The following is a 16,646-nucleotide window of genomic DNA, read 5'->3' on the forward strand; positions in this document are numbered from 1 at the left end:
CCGTGGCACTTGTGGTCACGCTGCTCGGCGGCGAATCCACCGGCAAGACCTCCCTGGCCCGTGCCTTGTGCGGGCACCTCATGGCAAGGGGTCTGACCACCGAGCTGGTGTCCGAGCATCTGCGCCACTGGTGCGAACAGCAGGGCCGTGCGCCCCACTCGCACGAGCAGGCCGCCGTGGCCCGCGAGCAGGCCCGCCTCACCGACGAGATGGCTTCCCTGCATGGGGTGGACATCGTCGTCGCCGACACCTCTCCGCTCGTGATCGCGGCCTACAGCGAGCTCTATTTCAAGGACCACTCGCTCTGGCACGAGGCCCTGGCCTGGCAGCGCTGTGTGGACCTGACCCTGCTCATGGGTCTGGACCTGGCCTGGGTCGCCGATGGATTCTTCCGCGACAGCCCCGCCGTGCGCGATGCGGTGGACGCAGCGATCCGGCGCGAACTGCAGGCCGCGGGACTGGCCTTCCAGACCATCCACGGCCACGGGCAGACCCGAACCGAACAAGCCCTGCGCGCCATCGGCCGCTGCCTGGGGCAGGACCTCACCACCACCGAACCGTCCCTGACCAGCGGCCGCCGCGCCTGGAGCTGCGACAAATGCAGCGACCCGGCCTGCGAACACCGGCTGTTCAGCGGCCTGCTGGCACGCAACCACACTGGAGACGCACGCCCATGATTCCTGCAACACCCCTGCCCGACTTCCGCTCGCCGGCATTCCTGCGCAACCACATCGAAGACACGCTGTCGTTCTACCTGCCGCGCGCCATCGACCCCAACGGCGGGCTGTTCCATTTCCTGCGCGACGACGGCAGCGTCTACGACGCCCACACCCGGCACCTGGTGAGCAGCACGCGCTACGTGGTCACCCTGGCGATGGCCGCGCGCCGCGGGCTGGGCGGCGAAGAGGTGCGCCGTGCGCTGCAGCAGGCCTTCGACTTCCTGCCGGTGCACCGCAACCCGGACACCGGCGGCTACGCATGGCTGCTCGACTGGCGGGACGGCCAGGCCCGGGTGCTGGACGCCACCAACCACGCCTATGGCCTGGCCTTCGTGCTGCTGGCCCACGCCCACGCGCACATGGCCGGCGTGACCGGCGCACAAGCCGGCATCGCGCAGACCTACGACCTGCTGGAGCAGCGCTTCTGGGAGCCGGCCCACGGTCTGTACGCCGACGAAGCAACGGCCGACTGGCGCGTGCTGCCCTACCGCGGGCAGAACGCCAACATGCACCTGTGCGAGGCCCTGCTGGCGGCTTACGACGCCACCGGCGAGGCGCGCTACCTGGACCGCGCCGCGCTGCTGGCCGAACACATCACCATCCGGCAGGCGGGCCTGGCCGACGGCCTGGTCTGGGAGCACTACAAAGCCGACTGGTCGGTGGACTGGGACTACAACAAGGACGACAAGACCAACATCTTCCGGCCCTGGGGCTTCCAGCCCGGCCACCTGACCGAGTGGACCAAGCTGCTGCTGCAGCTGCATGAGCGCCGCCCCGATGCGGCCCTGATCGACCGCGCGCGCCATTTCTTCGACACCGCGATGCACAAGGCCTGGGATGGCGAGCACGGCGGCCTCTACTACGGCTTCGCGCCCGACGGCAGCATTTGCGACAGCGACAAGTACTTCTGGGTCCAGGCCGAGTCGCTGGCCGCCGCGGCCCGGCTGGCCACCGTCACCGGCGAGCCGCGCTACTGGGCGGCCTACGAGCACCTCTGGGCCTACTCATGGCGCCATTTCGTGGACCACGAACACGGCGCCTGGTGGCGCATCCTGACGGCCGACAACCGCAAGTACAGCGACGAAAAGAGCCCGGCCGGCAAGGTCGACTACCACACCATGGGCGCCTGCCACGATGTGCTCGATGCTCTGAAGTAAAGGCTCAGTGCGTGCCGCCCGCGACGGGTGGCTGCGCCGCCGCCTGCAGGAAGACCTGCGCGGCGTCGACCGGATCGAAGTGGTACTGCGCGCCGCAGAAGTCGCAACCCACCTCCACCTGTCCCTGCTCGGCAATGATGGACTCGACCTCCTCGCGCCCCAGCGACTTGAGCATGCCCGCCACGCGCTCGCGCGAGCAGGTGCAGGCAAAACGCGGACCTTCGGCGCCGATCTGCGGCTCGAAGCGGCGCACATCCTCTTCCCAGAACAGGCGGTGCAGGATGGTGTCGGCATCCAGCGTCAGCAGTTCCTCGCGCTTGAGACTCGCGGCCAGGATGGCGATGCGGTTGTAGTCCTCGTTACGGCCGATCTGGTCCTCGTCGCGCGCCACCGCGCCCGCACCAGCCAGGTTGGATTCGCCCTGCAGCGGCAGGCGCTGGATCAGCAGGCCAGCCGCGACCTGGTCGTTGGCGGCCAGCACCAGGCGCGTATCGAGCTGCTCGCTCTGCAGCATGTAGTGCTCGATCACCTCGCTGAGCTTCTCCAGCTTTTCGTGACGATCGCCGAACAGCGGCACCACCCCCTGGTAGGGCTGCTGCCCGGGCAGGCGGTCCTTGGGGTCGAGCGTGATGGCGCAGCGGCCGAGATTGTTCACATTGACCATGTGCGACAGCGGCGCCTCGGCCGCCACCTCGCCGGTCACGGTGGCGGTGGCGCGCAGGGCCAGGTCGGGCTGCACCTCGGCCACGGCCAGCTTGACCGGACCATCGCCCTGGATCTGCAGGATCAGCGCGCCATTGAACTTGATGTTGGCCTGCATCAGCGTGGCCGCTGCCGCCATTTCGCCCAGCAGCTCGGTCACGGCTTCGGGGTAGCCACCGGCTTGCTGGCGACGGCGGAGGATTTCCTGCCAGCTGTCGGTCAGGCGCACCAGCATGCCGCGCACCGGCAGGCCTTCAAACAGGAATTTGTGGAGTTCGGACACTCTGTGCTTTCAGAAAAAGAACGTTGGCAGATCGGGGTCAGCCGATTATTTTCAAGCCCTGGCGGTAGCGCTCGGCGTTCTCCATGTAGTGCAAGGCACTGCGGCGCAAGCCCTCGATCTGCTCGGGCGTGAGCTGGCGCATGGCCTTGGCCGGACTGCCGATGATCATGGAGCCGTCGGGGAACTCCTTGCCTTCGGTGACCAGCGCACCCGCACCGACCAGGCAGTTTTTGCCGATCTTCGCGCCGTTGAGCACGATGGCGCCGATGCCGATCAGCGACTCGTCGCCGATGGTGCAGCCGTGCAGCATGACCTGGTGACCCACGGTGACGTGGCGACCGATGGTCAGCGGCAGGTTCTTGTCGGTGTGCAGCACCGAGCCGTCCTGGATGTTGCTGCCCTCGCCCACCACGATGGGCTCGGTGTCGCCCCGCAGCGTGGCGCCGAACCACACGCTGCTGCCGGGCGCGAGCTGGACGTCGCCGATCACCTGCGCGTTCTCGGCCACCCAGGCCGATTCGGCCACCTGCGGGCGGGTGCCATCGAGTTCATAGATCGCCATGCGGGGGTCTCCTGTGGGCTGCGGGGCAAACCTAGAATTGTAGGGATGCCCACTGTCCCCAGCACCGAACCCAGCCTGCGCGAGGCAGTGCTCGACGCCCTGTGCCTGCCGGACCCTCAGGCCAAGATGCAGGCGGCCCATGCGCTGTGGCAGCGGCTGCTGGCGCTGCCCGACGAGGCCGCGCGCGAGCAGGCGCTGGCGCCAGCCCAGTCCATCCTTGCGCCCGATGACCGGGTGTTGCCCGGCCGCCCGGCCCAGCCGGTGCTGGTGCCCCCCATGGCGGTGGCGCAGCGCTCACCGTTCACGCCGGAAGGCCTGGCCGCCCTGCTGCACGCGGTCTGCCACATCGAGTTCAATGCCATCAATCTGGCGCTCGACGCGGTCTGGCGCTTCCCCGGCATGCCCGCCGACTTCTACCGCGACTGGCTGCTCGTGGCCGATGAAGAGGCCACCCACTTCGGGCTGCTGCGCGATCACCTGCAGAGCCTGGGCCACGACTACGGCGACTTTCCCGCTCACAACGGCCTGTGGGAAATGTGCGTGAAGACGCAGCACGACATCACCGCCCGCATGGCCCTGGTCCCGCGCACGCTGGAAGCGCGCGGACTGGACGCCACGCCGCTGATCCAGGCCCGGCTGCGCAAGGTCGGCACCCCGGCCGCTCTGCGCGCCGTGGACATCCTGGACATCATCCTGCGCGACGAGGTCGGGCATGTGGCGATTGGCAACCGCTGGTATGGCTGGCTGTGCGAACGGCAGGGCCTGGAACCGCTGTCTCACTACCGGCACCTGGCGCGCGTGCACACGGCGCCCCGGCTGCGCCCGCCTTTCAACAATGAGGCCCGCCGGGCGGCGGGTTTCAGTCAGGCCGAACTCGACTATCTGCTCAGCGCCTGAGCCGAAAACGAATTCGTTTGTATCAAGCGAGGGTGCGACGCGCGCCCGGACGGTGTTTTTCCCCGCGCAGCGTGGCCCATTCCCCTTTATGCTGGGCCACCACCTGGCATCACTCCCGCACGTTGGCCATGAGCACACGAAACATCCAGCTGGACGAATACCTCGGACAGGCGTTTGACCGCATTCCGGTGGCCATGGTCGTGGTCACGCAGCAAGGCATGATCACCCGCGTGAACCGGCTCGCCGAGGCCACCTTCGGCTACACGAGCGAAGAGATGCTGGGACAGCCGGTGGAAATGCTGGTGCCAGAACGCTACCGGCACGCACACCCCGGGTACCGGCGCGGCTTCCAGACCGAGGCCACCGCGAGACCGATGGGCGCGGGACGCGATCTGAGCGGACTGCGCAAGGACGGCAGCGAGTTCCCGGTGGAGATCGGCATCAACCCGGTGGACACCGGTGAGGGCCCGATGATCCTGTCGGTGATCCTGGACCTGAGCGAGCGCAAGCAGAACGAACGCCGCATCAGCGACGCACTGCGCGAGAAGGAGCTGCTGCTCGAAGAGGTGCACCACCGGGTCAAGAACAACCTGCAGGTGATCCACAGCCTGCTCGACCTGCAAATGCTCAAGATCGGCGACCCGGATCTGGTGGCCATGCTGCGCGACAGCCAGAACCGCATCCGCTCGATGTCGATGATCCATCAGACGCTGTACCAGTCGCACGACTTTGCCCGGGTCGACTTCCAGCAGTTCCTGGGCGAGCTGCTGCCCAGCCTGATGGACTCCTACGGCATGGTGGCGGGTCATGTTGCGATCAACATCGAGTCGACCCACGTCAAGCTGCCGATCAACGAGGCGATACCCTGTGGCCTGATCGTCAACGAGCTGGTGAGCAACGCGCTCAAACACGGGTTTCCCGGCCAGCGGCGCGGCACCATCCAGGTGGTGCTGGAGCAGGCAGAGGATGGCAGTGTCAGTCTCTCCATCAGCAACGACGGCGTCGCCATCCCGGAGGATCAGAATCTGGAGCGAACCGGTTCGCTGGGCCTGCAGCTCGTGCGGCTGCTGACGCGCCAGTTGCAGGGCACGCTGGAGGTGCAGCGCGCCGACCCCACCCGGTTCACCGTCCACATCCCTCCCGGAGGCCCGCCATGAACCAGCCTGCCCGCATCCTCGTGGTGGAAGACGAGAGCATCGTGGCCTTCAACCTGCAGCAGCGCCTGTCGATGCTGGGGTACGACGTGCCCGCCATCGCGGTCTCGGGCCAGGAGAGCATTGATCTGGTGTCGCAGATGCGGCCCGACCTGGTGCTGATGGACATCCACATCCAGGGCGACATGGACGGCATCGAGGTGGCCGCGAAGCTGCGCGAGACGCACGCTGTCCCGGTGATCTACCTGACGGCCTACTCCGAGGACTCGACCCTGGAGCGTGCCCGCAGGACACGACCCTACGGCTACCTGCTCAAGCCCTTTTCGGAGCGCGAGCTGCACGCCACCATCCAGATGGCGTTCGAGCGCCAGCGACTGGAGAACGAGCTGAACGACAGCCGCCGCCTGCTGCAGCAGGCACTCGATGCCGCCAGCCTGGGGGTCATGGAGCTGGACAAGACCACCACCACCATCACCCCTTCGCCCCGCACCGCCGACCTGATCGGCTGGCCACACGACCAGCCGCTGACACTGCCCGACCTGCTCGCGCGCGTGGACGCCACCGAACGGGACGCCATCGCGGCCAAACTCCACCACTGCCTGAAAGACCTCAGGCATTTCAGCGAAGAGTTCCGTGTGCTCGCAGAAGGCAGCACGCCCCGGTGGATCAAGATCGACGCCGGCCACGTCTCCGACCAGCGCGTGACCGGGGTGGTGCAGGACGTGTCGGAGCGCAAGCAGAGCGAACTGCGGCTCAAGACCCTGAACGAGAGCCTGGAGCATCTGGTCACGGCGCGCACCGATCAGCTCCACCAGAGTCTCAAGGAGCTGGAGGCGTTCAGCTATTCGGTGGCGCACGATCTGCGAGCGCCGGTGCGCGCCATCATCGGCCTGAGCGAAATGCTGCTGCAGACACAGCCGACCCGCTTCGACCAGGACGGGATCGACCTGGTCCAGCGGATTGCCGCCACCGGCCAGCGCATGAGGGCGCTGATCGACGCCCTGCTGCACATGGCCCGCCTGAACCAGGTGCCCATGCAGCTGCGGTTGGTCGACATCAGCGGCATCGCCGGCGAGATCGCCAGCCAGCTGATGGAGTCCGAGCCGCAACGTGTCGCCGAGATCCGGATTTCACCCAAGCTCGAGGCCATGGCGGACCCGACGCTGGTGCGCGCCCTGCTCGACAACCTGATGCGCAACGCCTGGAAGTTCAGCGCCCACAGCAAGATCACGCGCATCGACGTCGGTGCCAAGACGCTCGGCGGGGAAACGGTGTTCTTCGTGCGCGACAACGGCTGCGGCTTCGACATGGCCTCGGCCGACCGCCTGTTCGGCCCCTTCCAGCGCCTGCACCGGGAGGATGAATACACCGGCACCGGCATCGGGCTGACCATCGTGCAGCGCATCGTCATGCGCCACGGCGGTCGCGTGTGGGCGTTTTCCGAGCCCGGGCTGGGGGCGGCCTTCCACTTCACCCTGAGCGCCTGAACACCCAGCAGCCGGCATGTGCGGATAATCGCGGATGACCTCCGCCTCCCCCGCCGCATCCTCCGACGCCGGTTTCAGCCAGCTTCCGCTCTCACCCGCCACCCTGGCCAACCTGGAGCAACTGGGCTACCTGCGCATGACGCCGATCCAGGCGGCCTGCCTGCCCCCTGCGCTGCTCGGCAAGGACCTCATCGCCCAGGCCCAAACCGGCAGCGGCAAGACCGCCGCATTCGCCCTGGCCCTGCTGGCCAACCTGAACCCGCGGCGCTTCGCGGTGCAGACCCTGGTGCTCTGCCCCACGCGCGAGCTGGCCGACCAGGTGACCACCGAAATCCGGCGCCTGGCGCGCGCGGAGGACAACATCAAGGTTGTCACGCTCTGCGGCGGCGTGCCGCTGCGCGGTCAGCTGGCGACGCTGGAACACGGTGCACACATCGTGGTTGGTACTCCGGGCCGCATCATGGACCACCTGGAACGCGGCAGCCTGCAACTGGACGCGCTCAACACCCTGGTGCTGGACGAGGCCGACCGCATGCTGGACATGGGTTTCTTCGACGACATCGTCAAAGTCGCCAAGCAGTGCCCCAAAGAGCGCCAGACCCTGCTGTTCTCGGCCACCTACCCTGAAGGCATCGCCAAGCTGGCGGCGCAGTTCATGCGCGATCCGCAGACGATTGCCGTGCAGGCCCAGCACAGCAGCGCGCAGATCGAACAGCGCTGGTACGAGGTGAGCGACAAGGAGCGCCTGCACGTGGTGGGCCAGCTGCTGCTGCACTTCCGCCCGGCCAGCACCATCGCCTTCTGCAACACCAAGGCCCAGTGCCGCGACCTGGTGGCCGTGCTGCAGGCCCAGGGCTTCAGCGCGCTGGCCCTGTTCGGTGAACTGGAGCAGCGCGAGCGCGACCAGGTGCTGGTGCGCTTTGCCAACCGCAGCTGCAGCGTGCTGGTGGCCACCGACGTGGCTGCGCGCGGGCTGGACATCGCCAGCCTGGCCGCCGTCATCAACGTGGATGTGACGCCCGACCCCGAGGTGCACATCCACCGCATCGGCCGCACCGGCCGCGCAGGCGAGAGCGGTCTGGCGCTGAACCTGGTGAGCATGGACGAGATGGGCTACGTGGGCCGCATCGAACAGCTGCAGAAACGCGAGTCCGAATGGCACCCGGTGAGCGAACTCGTGCCCGCCAGCGCCGAGCCGCTGCAGCCCCCCATGGCAACACTGCACATCCAGGGCGGGCGCAAGGAGAAGATCCGCCCCGGTGACGTGCTGGGTGCGCTCACCGCCGACCTGGGCTACACGCGGGAACAGGTGGGCAAGATCAACGTGAACGAATGGTCCACCTACGTGGCGGTGGACCGCGCCATCGCGCAGCAGGTGGCCAGCCGGCTGGCCACCACCAAGGTCAAGGGTAAAAGCGTGAAGGTGCGCGTGCTGGAGGACTGAACGCCGGCCGTGATGCGGGACAATCGCGCTTTATCGATTCCCGCACGCCGCCGCCATGTCCGACACCGCCCGCCCCGAACTCCCCGACCACCTGAGCATCGACCCGCGCAGCCCCCACCATGTGGCCGCCGTGTTCGAACACGACATCGGCATCCGCTTCAACGGCAAGGAGCGCTTCGATGTCGCCGAGTACTGCATCAGCGAAGGCTGGGTCAAGGTGCAGTCGAGCAAGACGGTGGACCGCCGTGGCCAGCCTGTGCTGATCCAGCTCAAGGGCCCGGTCGAGGTGTTCTACCGCTGAGCGGAGTCCGCATGCGCCGCCGCCTGCTTCTTTCGTTGGTGACGGTGGGCCTGTGCGGGCACAGCCTGGCGCAGACCACCGGCGCCGCGTCGGCCGAACCGCCCCCCGCCCTGCCCCGCATCACCGTGCCGCAGGATCTGCTGCAGACCGAGGTGGCCAAACGCTTTCCGGTGCGCTACCCGATCGCCGGCCTGGTGAACCTGGACCTCGGCGCACCGCGCCTGGGCCTGCTGCCGGCACAGAACCGGCTGCGCGCCGAGATGCCGGTGACCGCCGCCGGCGCGGCACTGGCCCGCACCCAGCAAGGCAGCTTCACGGTCGACTTCGCGCTGCGCTACGAACACAGCGACCGCTCGCTGCGGGCCCACCAGCTCAAGGTCTACCGCTTCCGGTTCCCCGGCCTGCAGCCCGAGGCGGTGGACCTCCTCAACACCTACGCCCCCGCGCTGGCCGAGCAGTCGCTGCGCGAAGTGGTGCTCTACCAGCTGCAGCAGAAGGAAGCCGCCATGGCCGACCTGCTGGGCCTGCGGCCTGGCCAGATCACGGTCACCGAGCAGGGGCTGCTGGTGGAGCTGGTGCAGCGACCGCCCCAGTAGCTGAAAACACGATCCGGCGCCGGGCCGCCCCAAGACGGATCAGCCCCCTCGGGGGGCAGCGACCCGCGCAACGGCGGAGCGTGGGGGCTTGCCAAATGTTTCGCCAAAGCGGCGCATGAGCATGCCCTGCACCTGCGCCGGCGACAGGCCCTGCGGGGCGTGCTTCGAGGCGAACGCCAGCGCCGCCACCTCGTCCGGGTCGAACTTCAGGTAGAGCCGCCGCAGCTGCTCTTCGTCACAGGCGCCCAGTTCCACCCGCTCGTCGATGCGCCCGGCGCGGATCAGCGCCTCGTCCAGACGCTCGGCGTGGTTGGTCGTCATGAATAGCACATTGCCCTCCTGCGTCGCCACACCGTCCAGCGCGTTGAGGAAGCCGGAGAACGACAGCCGCACCTGGGCGTGCGCCGCGTCGCGCTGGCGGAAGAAGGCGTCGACGTCCTCAATCAGCAGCAGCGAGCGCTGCGGCACGGCCGCCAGCAGGGTGTGGATCTTCTCGTCGGTCACGATGGGCGAAGCCAGGCTGAGCGTGCAGACGTTCAGGTGCAGCTCGGACGCCAGCGCGGTGACCAGCGAGGTCTTGCCGGTGCCCGGAGGCCCGTAGAGCAGGTAGCCGCGGCGCCAGGGAATGCCCAGTTCCGCGTAGCGCTCGTGGGCAGCGTAGAACGATTGCAGGTCGGCCAGCAGCGCCTCGGCCTGCCCGGCCTTGAGCACCACAGACGACAGCGGGCGGCGCGAGCCCAGCCGTGCCCGCATCCAGTCCCCGCCGTGGAACGGGTTGGGGATATAGACCGAGAGCGTGTCGCTCTCGCGGCTTGCGCGCGCGTCGATGGCGCGCTGCAGGAAGGCCGACAGCCAGTCACCGGAGCGACCGAAGTGCGACAGGCTGATGCGCTCGAACACGCTTTGCGTCACCTGCAGTTCGCGGCGTATCCAGACCAGCCGGCCGTCGATCCAGAGGATGTGCAGGCCTTCGCCAGGCGACAGATAGGCCCGGGGCGCCTGGCCGGCCCGCAGGTCCTCGGCCAGGCTCTGGTATTCCGTGCCCTGGCGCACGCTGCGGGCCGTGAACTGGTTGACCTGCCGCAGCGAGGGATGGGTGTCCATGTACTCCACGAGCGCCGAAAACAGGAACTCGTCGCGCGAGTCGATGGAGAGGGTGGAGATGAAGAAGCGCTTGCCCCAGGAGACCACCAGCCCGGGCACGTCTCTCAGCCAGAACGCCAGCGCGCCCGCCGCCGCCAGCATCGCGGCCTGCGCCACGGGGGTTTGCAAGAAGCCATCCATATCCGGGTTATACCCCCAGGACCATCCCCTCAGCCGCGCGGATGGTGCTGCGCCACGACCGATTTGAGCCGCTCGCGCGCGACATGGGTGTAGATGGTGGTGGTCGAAATGTCGGCGTGCCCCAGCAGCATCTGCACGGCACGCAGGTCGGCGCCGTGGTTGAGCAGATGGGTGGCGAAGGCATGGCGCAGCGTGTGGGGCGACAGCGGCGAGGTGATGCCGGCGGCCAGCGCGTAGCGCTTGACCAGGTTCCAGAACATCACCCGGCTCATGGCTTCGCCGGCCTTGCTGCCGCGCGCGGTGACGAACAGGTCTTCGCTGGCTTGCCCACCGAGGATCTCGGGGCGCCCTTCCCTCAGATAACGCTGCAGCCACTCACCAGCGATCTGCCCGAACGGCACCAGCCGCTCCTTGTTGCCCTTGCCGGTGACCCGCAGCACGTGGTCCTGGTGGCCCACCTGAAAGGTGCGCAGCGTCACCAGCTCGCTCACCCGCAGCCCGCTGGCGTACATCAGCTCCAGCATGGCGCGGTCGCGCAGGCCGAGCGGTGTGGCGGTGTCGGGTGCGTTCAGCAGCGCCTCGACCTGGGCTTCGGACAGCGTCTTGGGCACGCGCAGCGGCTGACGCGCCGCGGTCAACCGCAGGGTCGGATCGGCGTCGATGAGGCGCTCGCGCAGTGCCCAGCGGAAATAGCGCTTGAACACCGTGAGGCGCCGGTTGGCGGTGGTCGCCCGGGTCTCGGCGTGGCGGCTGGCGAAGTAGGCATGGATGTCGGCCTCGCCCGCCTGCGGCAGGGAACGCGCGCCATGGGCCGCCAGCCACTGGCCGAACAGCACGAGGTCGCGCCGGTATGCGTCGAGCGTGTTGCGCGAGAGGCCCTCCTCCAGCCAGAGGGCATCGACAAAGGCGCCCGCGCTCTCTTCGCTGCGCGCGAGCGCCGTGGGGTCCATCAGTCCAGCGAGAGCTTCTGCTTGGTGACGACTTCCTTGTACACCTCGTACTCGGCCTTGATCTGGGCCGTGAACTGCTCGGGTGTGTTGGCCACGATCAGCGAACCGGTGTCCTCGATGCGCTTGCGGACCGCCGGGTCCGTCAGCGCCGTCTTGGTGGTGTTGTAGAGCTTGTCCACCACGTCCTTCGGCATGCCCTTGGGGCCGATGAGGCCGTAGTAGGCCATGCGGTTCACAGGCTCCAGCCCCACTTCCTTGAAGGTCGGCACGTCGGGCAGCACCGGCAGGCGCTGCGGCGCGGCCACCACGATGGGCACCAGGCGACCAGCCTTGATGTGCGGCAGGGCCGACGGCAGGTTGTCAAAGATGATGGGCACCTGGCCGCCCACGGTGTCGTTCAGGGCCGGACCGGCGCCACGGTAGGGAATGTGGGTCATGAACACACCCGCAAGGCTCTTGAACAGCTCGGTCTGCAGGTGGCCGATGCCACCGGTGCCGGAGCTGGCGTAGCTGTACTTGCCAGGGCTCTTCTTGAGCTCGGCGATGAAGGCCTTGTAGTCCTTGGCCGGGAAGCTGGGGTGCACCGCGATCACGTTGGGCGTGGCGGCGATGTTGGTGATGGGGGTGAAGTCGGTGAGCGTGTTGTACGGGATCTTGGGGTTGATCGCCGGGTTCGCCGCCGTGGTGGACACCGTGGCCATGCCGATGATGTAACCGTCGGCGGCGGCACGTGCCAGCTCGGTGGCGCCGATCACACCGCCGCCACCAGCCTTGTTCTCGACCACCACGCTCTGGCCCAGCGATTTGCCCAGCGGCTCGGACATGACGCGCGCGACGATGTCGGTCGTACCGCCTGGTGCGAACGGCACCTGCAGGCGGATGACCTTGGTCGGGTAGGCCTGCGCCCAGGCCACTCCGGTCGCACCCAGCGACATGGCAACCAGACCCAGCCCCATCAGGGAACGGCGAGCAAACATGCGATCTCTCCTTCGTTGTACACAAAACAATAGCAACGGTCATATTACCCCTGCCAGCCCCCCGGGACTGTAGACAGGCTGCACCCGGTTGACCATGGGGAGACTACATAAGTACAAACCCCCGGAAGCAGGCACGTCCGGGCGCTATGCTCGCCCGGTGAACTTTGCCCAACTGCTCTTTCCGGACTTTTCGCTGATCCTCTGCGGCTACCTGGTCTGCCGCTTCACCGCCCTGAACCGGACGGTGTGGGAGCCACTGGAAAGCCTGGTGTATTTCTTCCTGTTCCCGGTCCTGCTCTTCCACTCGATCGTCAAGAGCCCGCTGGACATAGGTGCCGCCTCCAGCCTTATGGCGGCCGGCCTGGCACTGGGCATCTGTGGCATCGCGCTGTCCTATTCGCTGCCTCACTGGCCCTGGCTGGGGCGGCGGCTGGACCCGCGGTTGCACGCCGCCAGCGCACAGGTGGGGTTCCGGTTCAACTCCTTCATCGCCCTGGCACTGGCCGACAAGATCGCCGGCCCCCAGGGGCTGCTGATGATTGCGGTGCTGATCGGGGTCTGCGTGCCATTGTTCAACGTGGGCGCCGTATGGCCGATGGCCCGCCGCGCCAACAAGGGCTTCGCCCGCGAGCTGGTGCGAAACCCGCTGATCATTGCCACCGCCAGCGGGCTCGTCGCCAATTTGCTCGGCTTCACGGTTCCGTCCTGGCTGGAACCGACGGTCAACCGCATCGGGCAGGCCTCGCTGGCCCTGGGTTTGATGGCCGCTGGCGCGGGTATGCGGCTGGGCAGCCTGACCAAGGCCAAGCAACTCGGCGCGATGGTGCTGTGCGTCAAGCACCTGGGCATGCCGCTGCTCGCCTTCGGGCTGGCCATGGCCTTCCGCCTCGACACGGCACAGACCACCATCTTGCTGATGTTCTCTGCCGTGCCGACGGCCTCCAGCTGCTACGTGCTGGCGGCCCGGATGGGCTACGACGGGCCCTATGTGGCCGGTCTGGTGACCCTGTCCACACTGCTGGGCATGGCCAGCCTTCCGTTCGCGCTGGGAATCCTGGCCTAAGGAACCCATAAGGGTTTCAGAGGCCCCTATGGCAAAATTCCAAGGTTTTAGGCCTAGCTCTTTCACAAGGTTTCCCATGAAGATTGCGGTTGCTGGCACCGGCTACGTCGGGCTGTCCAACGCCGTGCTGCTGTCCCAGCACCACGAAGTCGTCGCTCTGGACATCGTTCCCGAGAAGGTGGCGCTGATCAATGCGCGCAAGAGTCCGATCGTCGACGCGGACATCGAAGACTTCCTGGCCCACCAGCCGCTGAACCTGCGCGCCACGCTGGACAAGCACGAAGCCTACGAAGGCGCCAGCTTCGTCATCATTGCGACGCCCACCGACTACGACCCCGAGACCAACTACTTCAACACGCGCTCGGTCGAGGCGGTGATCCGTGACGTGATGCAGATCAACCCGCAGGCAGTGATGGTGATCAAGTCCACGGTGCCCGTGGGCTATACCGCCAAGCTGCGCGAGCAGACCGGCTGCCAGAACCTGCTCTTCTCGCCCGAGTTCCTGCGCGAAGGCAAGGCCCTGCACGACAACCTGTACCCGTCGCGCATCATCGTGGGCGAGCGTTCGGAGCGGGCTGAGACCTTCGCCGGGCTGCTCAAGGAAGGTGCGCGCAAGCAGGACATTCCGGTGCTGTTCGTCGATTCGACCGAAGCCGAGGCGGTCAAGCTGTTCTCCAACACCTATCTGGCCATGCGGGTGGCTTACTTCAACGAGCTCGACACCTACGCTGCTGCGCACAACCTGGACTCGCGCCAGATCATCGAGGGCGTAGGACTCGATCCGCGCATCGGCAACCACTACAACAACCCGTCCTTCGGCTACGGTGGCTACTGCTTGCCCAAGGACACCAAGCAGATGCTGGCCAACTACCAGCACGTGCCGCAAAACCTGATCCAGGCGATCGTCCAGTCCAACACCACGCGCAAGGACTTCATCGCCGAGAGCATCCTGAAGCAGAAGCCCAAGACGGTCGGCGTGTTCCGCCTGATCATGAAGGCGGGCTCGGACAACTTCCGGTCCTCCAGCATCCAGGGCATCATGAAACGGATCAAGGCCAAAGGCGTCCGCGTCATCATCTACGAACCCGCCCTGCAGGAAGACGAGTTCTTCCACTCGCCGGTGGTCAACGACCTCGAAACCTTCAAGAAGGAATCGGACGTGATCATCACCAACCGCCTCACGCCAGTGCTGGCCGATGTGCAGGGCAAGGTCTACACGCGCGACCTGTTCGGCAGCGACTGACCCACCAGACACTTTTCGGGGAGAACCTTCATGAAGTCCCACCACGCGCTGTCAGCCATGACCTTGGCGGTCACAGCCCTGATCACCGGCTGTGCCAGCTCCGGCGGATCCACCCCTGCGGTCGCCAACCCCTACAGCAGCAGCGGCGGCAGCTCGCTGGGCGAGGTGCATGTGAACACCATGCGGGTGTTCGGCGACAGCTACTCCGATCCGCGCTTCACGAACTCCATCGGCACCATCAACTGGGCCACGCAGATGCAGGGCCGTGGCACGGTCACGAAATCCGACATCTACGCGCTGGGTGGTGCACGCGCCAGCTACGGCGAAGCCCGCGCCTTCGACAAGCAGATCGACAACTGGCAGAGCCGGGGCAGCGCGATTGGCGACGGCGACCTGACCGTGGTCTACCTGGGCCACAACGACATGGGCCGCAACGGCTCTCCGGACAACAACCTCACCAACGCCAAAAAAGGCTACTCCGACGGCGTGGCCCGCCTGATCGCGGCCGGCGCCGCGGCCGACAATCGCCGACTGTTTGTCACCCAGCTGCACGACTGGGGCCGCGGACCGGGCGTGTCGTCGCTGGCCTCCCAGCAGGTGATTGGCTGGAACAACTACATCGCTTCGGTGGCCAACGCCACACCCAACGTGATCGCGGTGGACATGTACACCGTGTTCCAGCGCGTCTTCAACGAACCCGGCAAGTTCGGCTTCAACAACGTCTCGACGGCCGACGCCTCCCGCTCGGCCACCGACACGCTCTACCACGACGCCACCCACTTCGGCAACCGTGGTCAGGACATCATCACCCGCGTCTATCAGCACTACCTGACCCGCGGCTGGGACTGGGCCAACAGCGTGAGCGCCGGCGCCGACTCGGCCGGGCGCATCAACCAGGACATCGACAACGGCACGCTGGTGCTGTCCATGGCCGAACAGAAGACCCTGCAGCCTGGCTTCAGGTTGCTGCCGCTGGGCCTGCGAGAGGGCGATGCCTTCCAGTTCAACGCACGCAACAGCCGGGTGTTCCAGCCGTTCGCCCAGACGCCGCAAGGCTCTGCGCCGACCGGCCTGGCCTTCGACATGCGCGTCGGATCGGCCGACAACGCCCAGAGCAGCCGCATGGGCATCGCCGTGTTCCAGCAGGACCAGGCCAAGTACCTGTCCACCACCGAGATGCGCAACTCCAAGCAGTACACCTCCGACGCCGTGTCGCTGTACTGGAACAAGCCGGTGTCGGGCTGGGTGATGAGCAGCCAGGTCTCCCACCTGGACCTGAGTTTTTCCAGCCACGCACAAGACGGTCTGGTCCGCCGCACGCTGGAAAACCGCCAGCGCGGCAGCACCTGGTCGTTCGAGAACAAGATGCGTTACCCGATGCGTGGCGACTTCTTCAGCGTCACACCCTGGGTGTCTCTGACCAACCAGTCGCACAGTCTCGACCCTGCCCTGACCTCCACCCTCTACACAACCGACGTGCTGTTCAGCTCCAACCGGGTCAACGAGTGGCTCTCGGGGATCGGCGTGGACCTGCAGACCGACCCGATCAGCCTGAGCGGCCAGCGCAAGCTGCGTTTCGGCGGCAGCCTGCACCACACCTCCAGCCTGTCGCGCGACACCGTGACCGTGTCGATGCGCGAGTCGGGCTCTCCCAACGTCGTGCAGCGCGAGATTTTCCCGCTGTCCAAGGTCGAGCGCACGCAGCTGGGTCTGCAGGCCACCATGGACGTGGCTCGCCACCTCCAGTTCAGCGCCACCTACGGCGCCCAATTGCAGGACGTGCGCAAGACACAGAGCGTGGTGTTCAAGGCCAACCTCCGCTTCTGA

Annotated in this window: 16 protein-coding genes; 11 read left to right on the forward strand and 5 right to left on the reverse strand. The window is 67.0% G+C overall.

The genetic code is table 11. From position 1 onward, the window contains the following. The first annotated feature begins 2 nt into the window (after positions 1–2). Positions 3–677 carry an AAA family ATPase gene (locus HPF_RS17850; protein ID WP_133157390.1) on the forward strand — a complete coding sequence of 225 codons (675 nt, stop codon included), beginning with the start codon at positions 3–5 and terminating at the stop codon, positions 675–677. Next, positions 674–1,876 carry an AGE family epimerase/isomerase gene (locus tag HPF_RS17855; RefSeq protein ID WP_133157391.1) on the forward strand — a complete coding sequence of 401 codons (1,203 nt, stop codon included), beginning with the start codon at positions 674–676 and terminating at the stop codon, positions 1,874–1,876. Before HPF_RS17850 ends, HPF_RS17855 begins: the two co-directional genes overlap by 4 nt. Positions 1,877–1,880: 4 nt before the next feature. Here HPF_RS17855 and hslO read toward each other — a convergent pair whose 3' ends face one another. Beyond that, positions 1,881–2,861 carry an Hsp33 family molecular chaperone HslO gene (gene hslO, locus HPF_RS17860; RefSeq protein ID WP_133157392.1) on the reverse strand — a complete coding sequence of 327 codons (981 nt, stop codon included), beginning with the start codon at positions 2,859–2,861 and terminating at the stop codon, positions 1,881–1,883. A 37-nt stretch (positions 2,862–2,898) separates the two neighbouring features. Then, positions 2,899–3,423, reverse strand: coding sequence for a gamma carbonic anhydrase family protein (locus HPF_RS17865; RefSeq protein ID WP_133157393.1), 525 nt, complete (start codon positions 3,421–3,423; stop codon positions 2,899–2,901). A 45-nt stretch (positions 3,424–3,468) separates the two neighbouring features. Between HPF_RS17865 and HPF_RS17870 the strand changes: the two genes are divergently transcribed. The 6 genes from HPF_RS17870 to HPF_RS23700 all read left to right on the forward strand — a co-directional run bounded on the left by HPF_RS17870 (position 3,469) and on the right by HPF_RS23700 (position 9,302). Continuing rightward, a complete protein-coding gene (locus tag HPF_RS17870) occupies positions 3,469–4,320 on the forward strand; it encodes a ferritin-like domain-containing protein (protein WP_133157394.1) in 852 nt (283 codons plus the stop codon). Positions 4,321–4,448: 128 nt separating this feature from the next. Continuing rightward, complete coding sequence (locus HPF_RS17875) at positions 4,449–5,477, forward strand: sensor histidine kinase (RefSeq protein WP_066155512.1); 1,029 nt, start codon at positions 4,449–4,451, stop codon at positions 5,475–5,477. Continuing rightward, positions 5,474–6,961, forward strand: coding sequence for a sensor histidine kinase (locus tag HPF_RS17880; RefSeq protein ID WP_133157395.1), 1,488 nt, complete (start codon positions 5,474–5,476; stop codon positions 6,959–6,961). Before HPF_RS17875 ends, HPF_RS17880 begins: the two co-directional genes overlap by 4 nt. Positions 6,962–6,995: 34 nt before the next feature. After that, positions 6,996–8,405, forward strand: a complete 1,410-nt coding sequence (dbpA, locus tag HPF_RS17885) for an ATP-dependent RNA helicase DbpA (RefSeq protein WP_066155503.1) — start codon at positions 6,996–6,998, stop codon at positions 8,403–8,405. Positions 8,406–8,460: 55 nt separating this feature from the next. After that, complete coding sequence (locus tag HPF_RS17890; RefSeq protein WP_066155501.1) at positions 8,461–8,706, forward strand: DUF3297 family protein; 246 nt, start codon at positions 8,461–8,463, stop codon at positions 8,704–8,706. A gap of 11 nt (positions 8,707–8,717) precedes the next feature. Beyond that, complete coding sequence (locus tag HPF_RS23700; protein ID WP_165961738.1) at positions 8,718–9,302, forward strand: DUF1439 domain-containing protein; 585 nt, start codon at positions 8,718–8,720, stop codon at positions 9,300–9,302. Positions 9,303–9,341: 39 nt separating this feature from the next. Here HPF_RS23700 and HPF_RS17900 read toward each other — a convergent pair whose 3' ends face one another. From HPF_RS17900 to HPF_RS17910, 3 genes are read right to left on the reverse strand one after another with little or no spacing between them, the layout of a single operon-like run. Then, positions 9,342–10,586 (reverse strand): AAA family ATPase, encoded by a 1,245-nt coding sequence (locus HPF_RS17900; protein ID WP_133157397.1) that lies wholly within the window; start codon positions 10,584–10,586, stop codon positions 9,342–9,344. Between the two features lie 29 nt (positions 10,587–10,615). Next, positions 10,616–11,536: a site-specific tyrosine recombinase XerD gene (gene xerD / locus HPF_RS17905; RefSeq protein ID WP_127806324.1), complete on the reverse strand. Its 921-nt coding sequence runs from the start codon at positions 11,534–11,536 to the stop codon at positions 10,616–10,618. Further along, a complete protein-coding gene (locus HPF_RS17910) occupies positions 11,536–12,513 on the reverse strand; it encodes a tripartite tricarboxylate transporter substrate binding protein BugE (protein ID WP_066155487.1) in 978 nt (325 codons plus the stop codon). Before HPF_RS17910 ends, xerD begins: the two co-directional genes overlap by 1 nt. 157 nt (positions 12,514–12,670) lie before the next feature. Between HPF_RS17910 and HPF_RS17915 the strand changes: the two genes are divergently transcribed. The 3 genes from HPF_RS17915 (at position 12,671) to HPF_RS17925 (ending at position 16,646) form a co-directional block, all read left to right on the forward strand. Further along, on the forward strand, positions 12,671–13,576 hold the full coding sequence (locus tag HPF_RS17915; protein ID WP_066155484.1) for an AEC family transporter: 906 nt from the start codon (positions 12,671–12,673) through the stop codon (positions 13,574–13,576). A 76-nt stretch (positions 13,577–13,652) separates the two neighbouring features. Then, complete coding sequence (locus HPF_RS17920) at positions 13,653–14,819, forward strand: nucleotide sugar dehydrogenase (RefSeq protein WP_066155481.1); 1,167 nt, start codon at positions 13,653–13,655, stop codon at positions 14,817–14,819. A 30-nt stretch (positions 14,820–14,849) separates the two neighbouring features. Then, positions 14,850–16,646: a GDSL-type esterase/lipase family protein gene (locus tag HPF_RS17925; RefSeq protein ID WP_133157398.1), complete on the forward strand. Its 1,797-nt coding sequence runs from the start codon at positions 14,850–14,852 to the stop codon at positions 16,644–16,646.

It is taken from the genome of Hydrogenophaga pseudoflava, from assembly GCF_004353865.1.
Lineage (GTDB): Bacteria > Pseudomonadota > Gammaproteobacteria > Burkholderiales > Burkholderiaceae_C > Hydrogenophaga > Hydrogenophaga pseudoflava.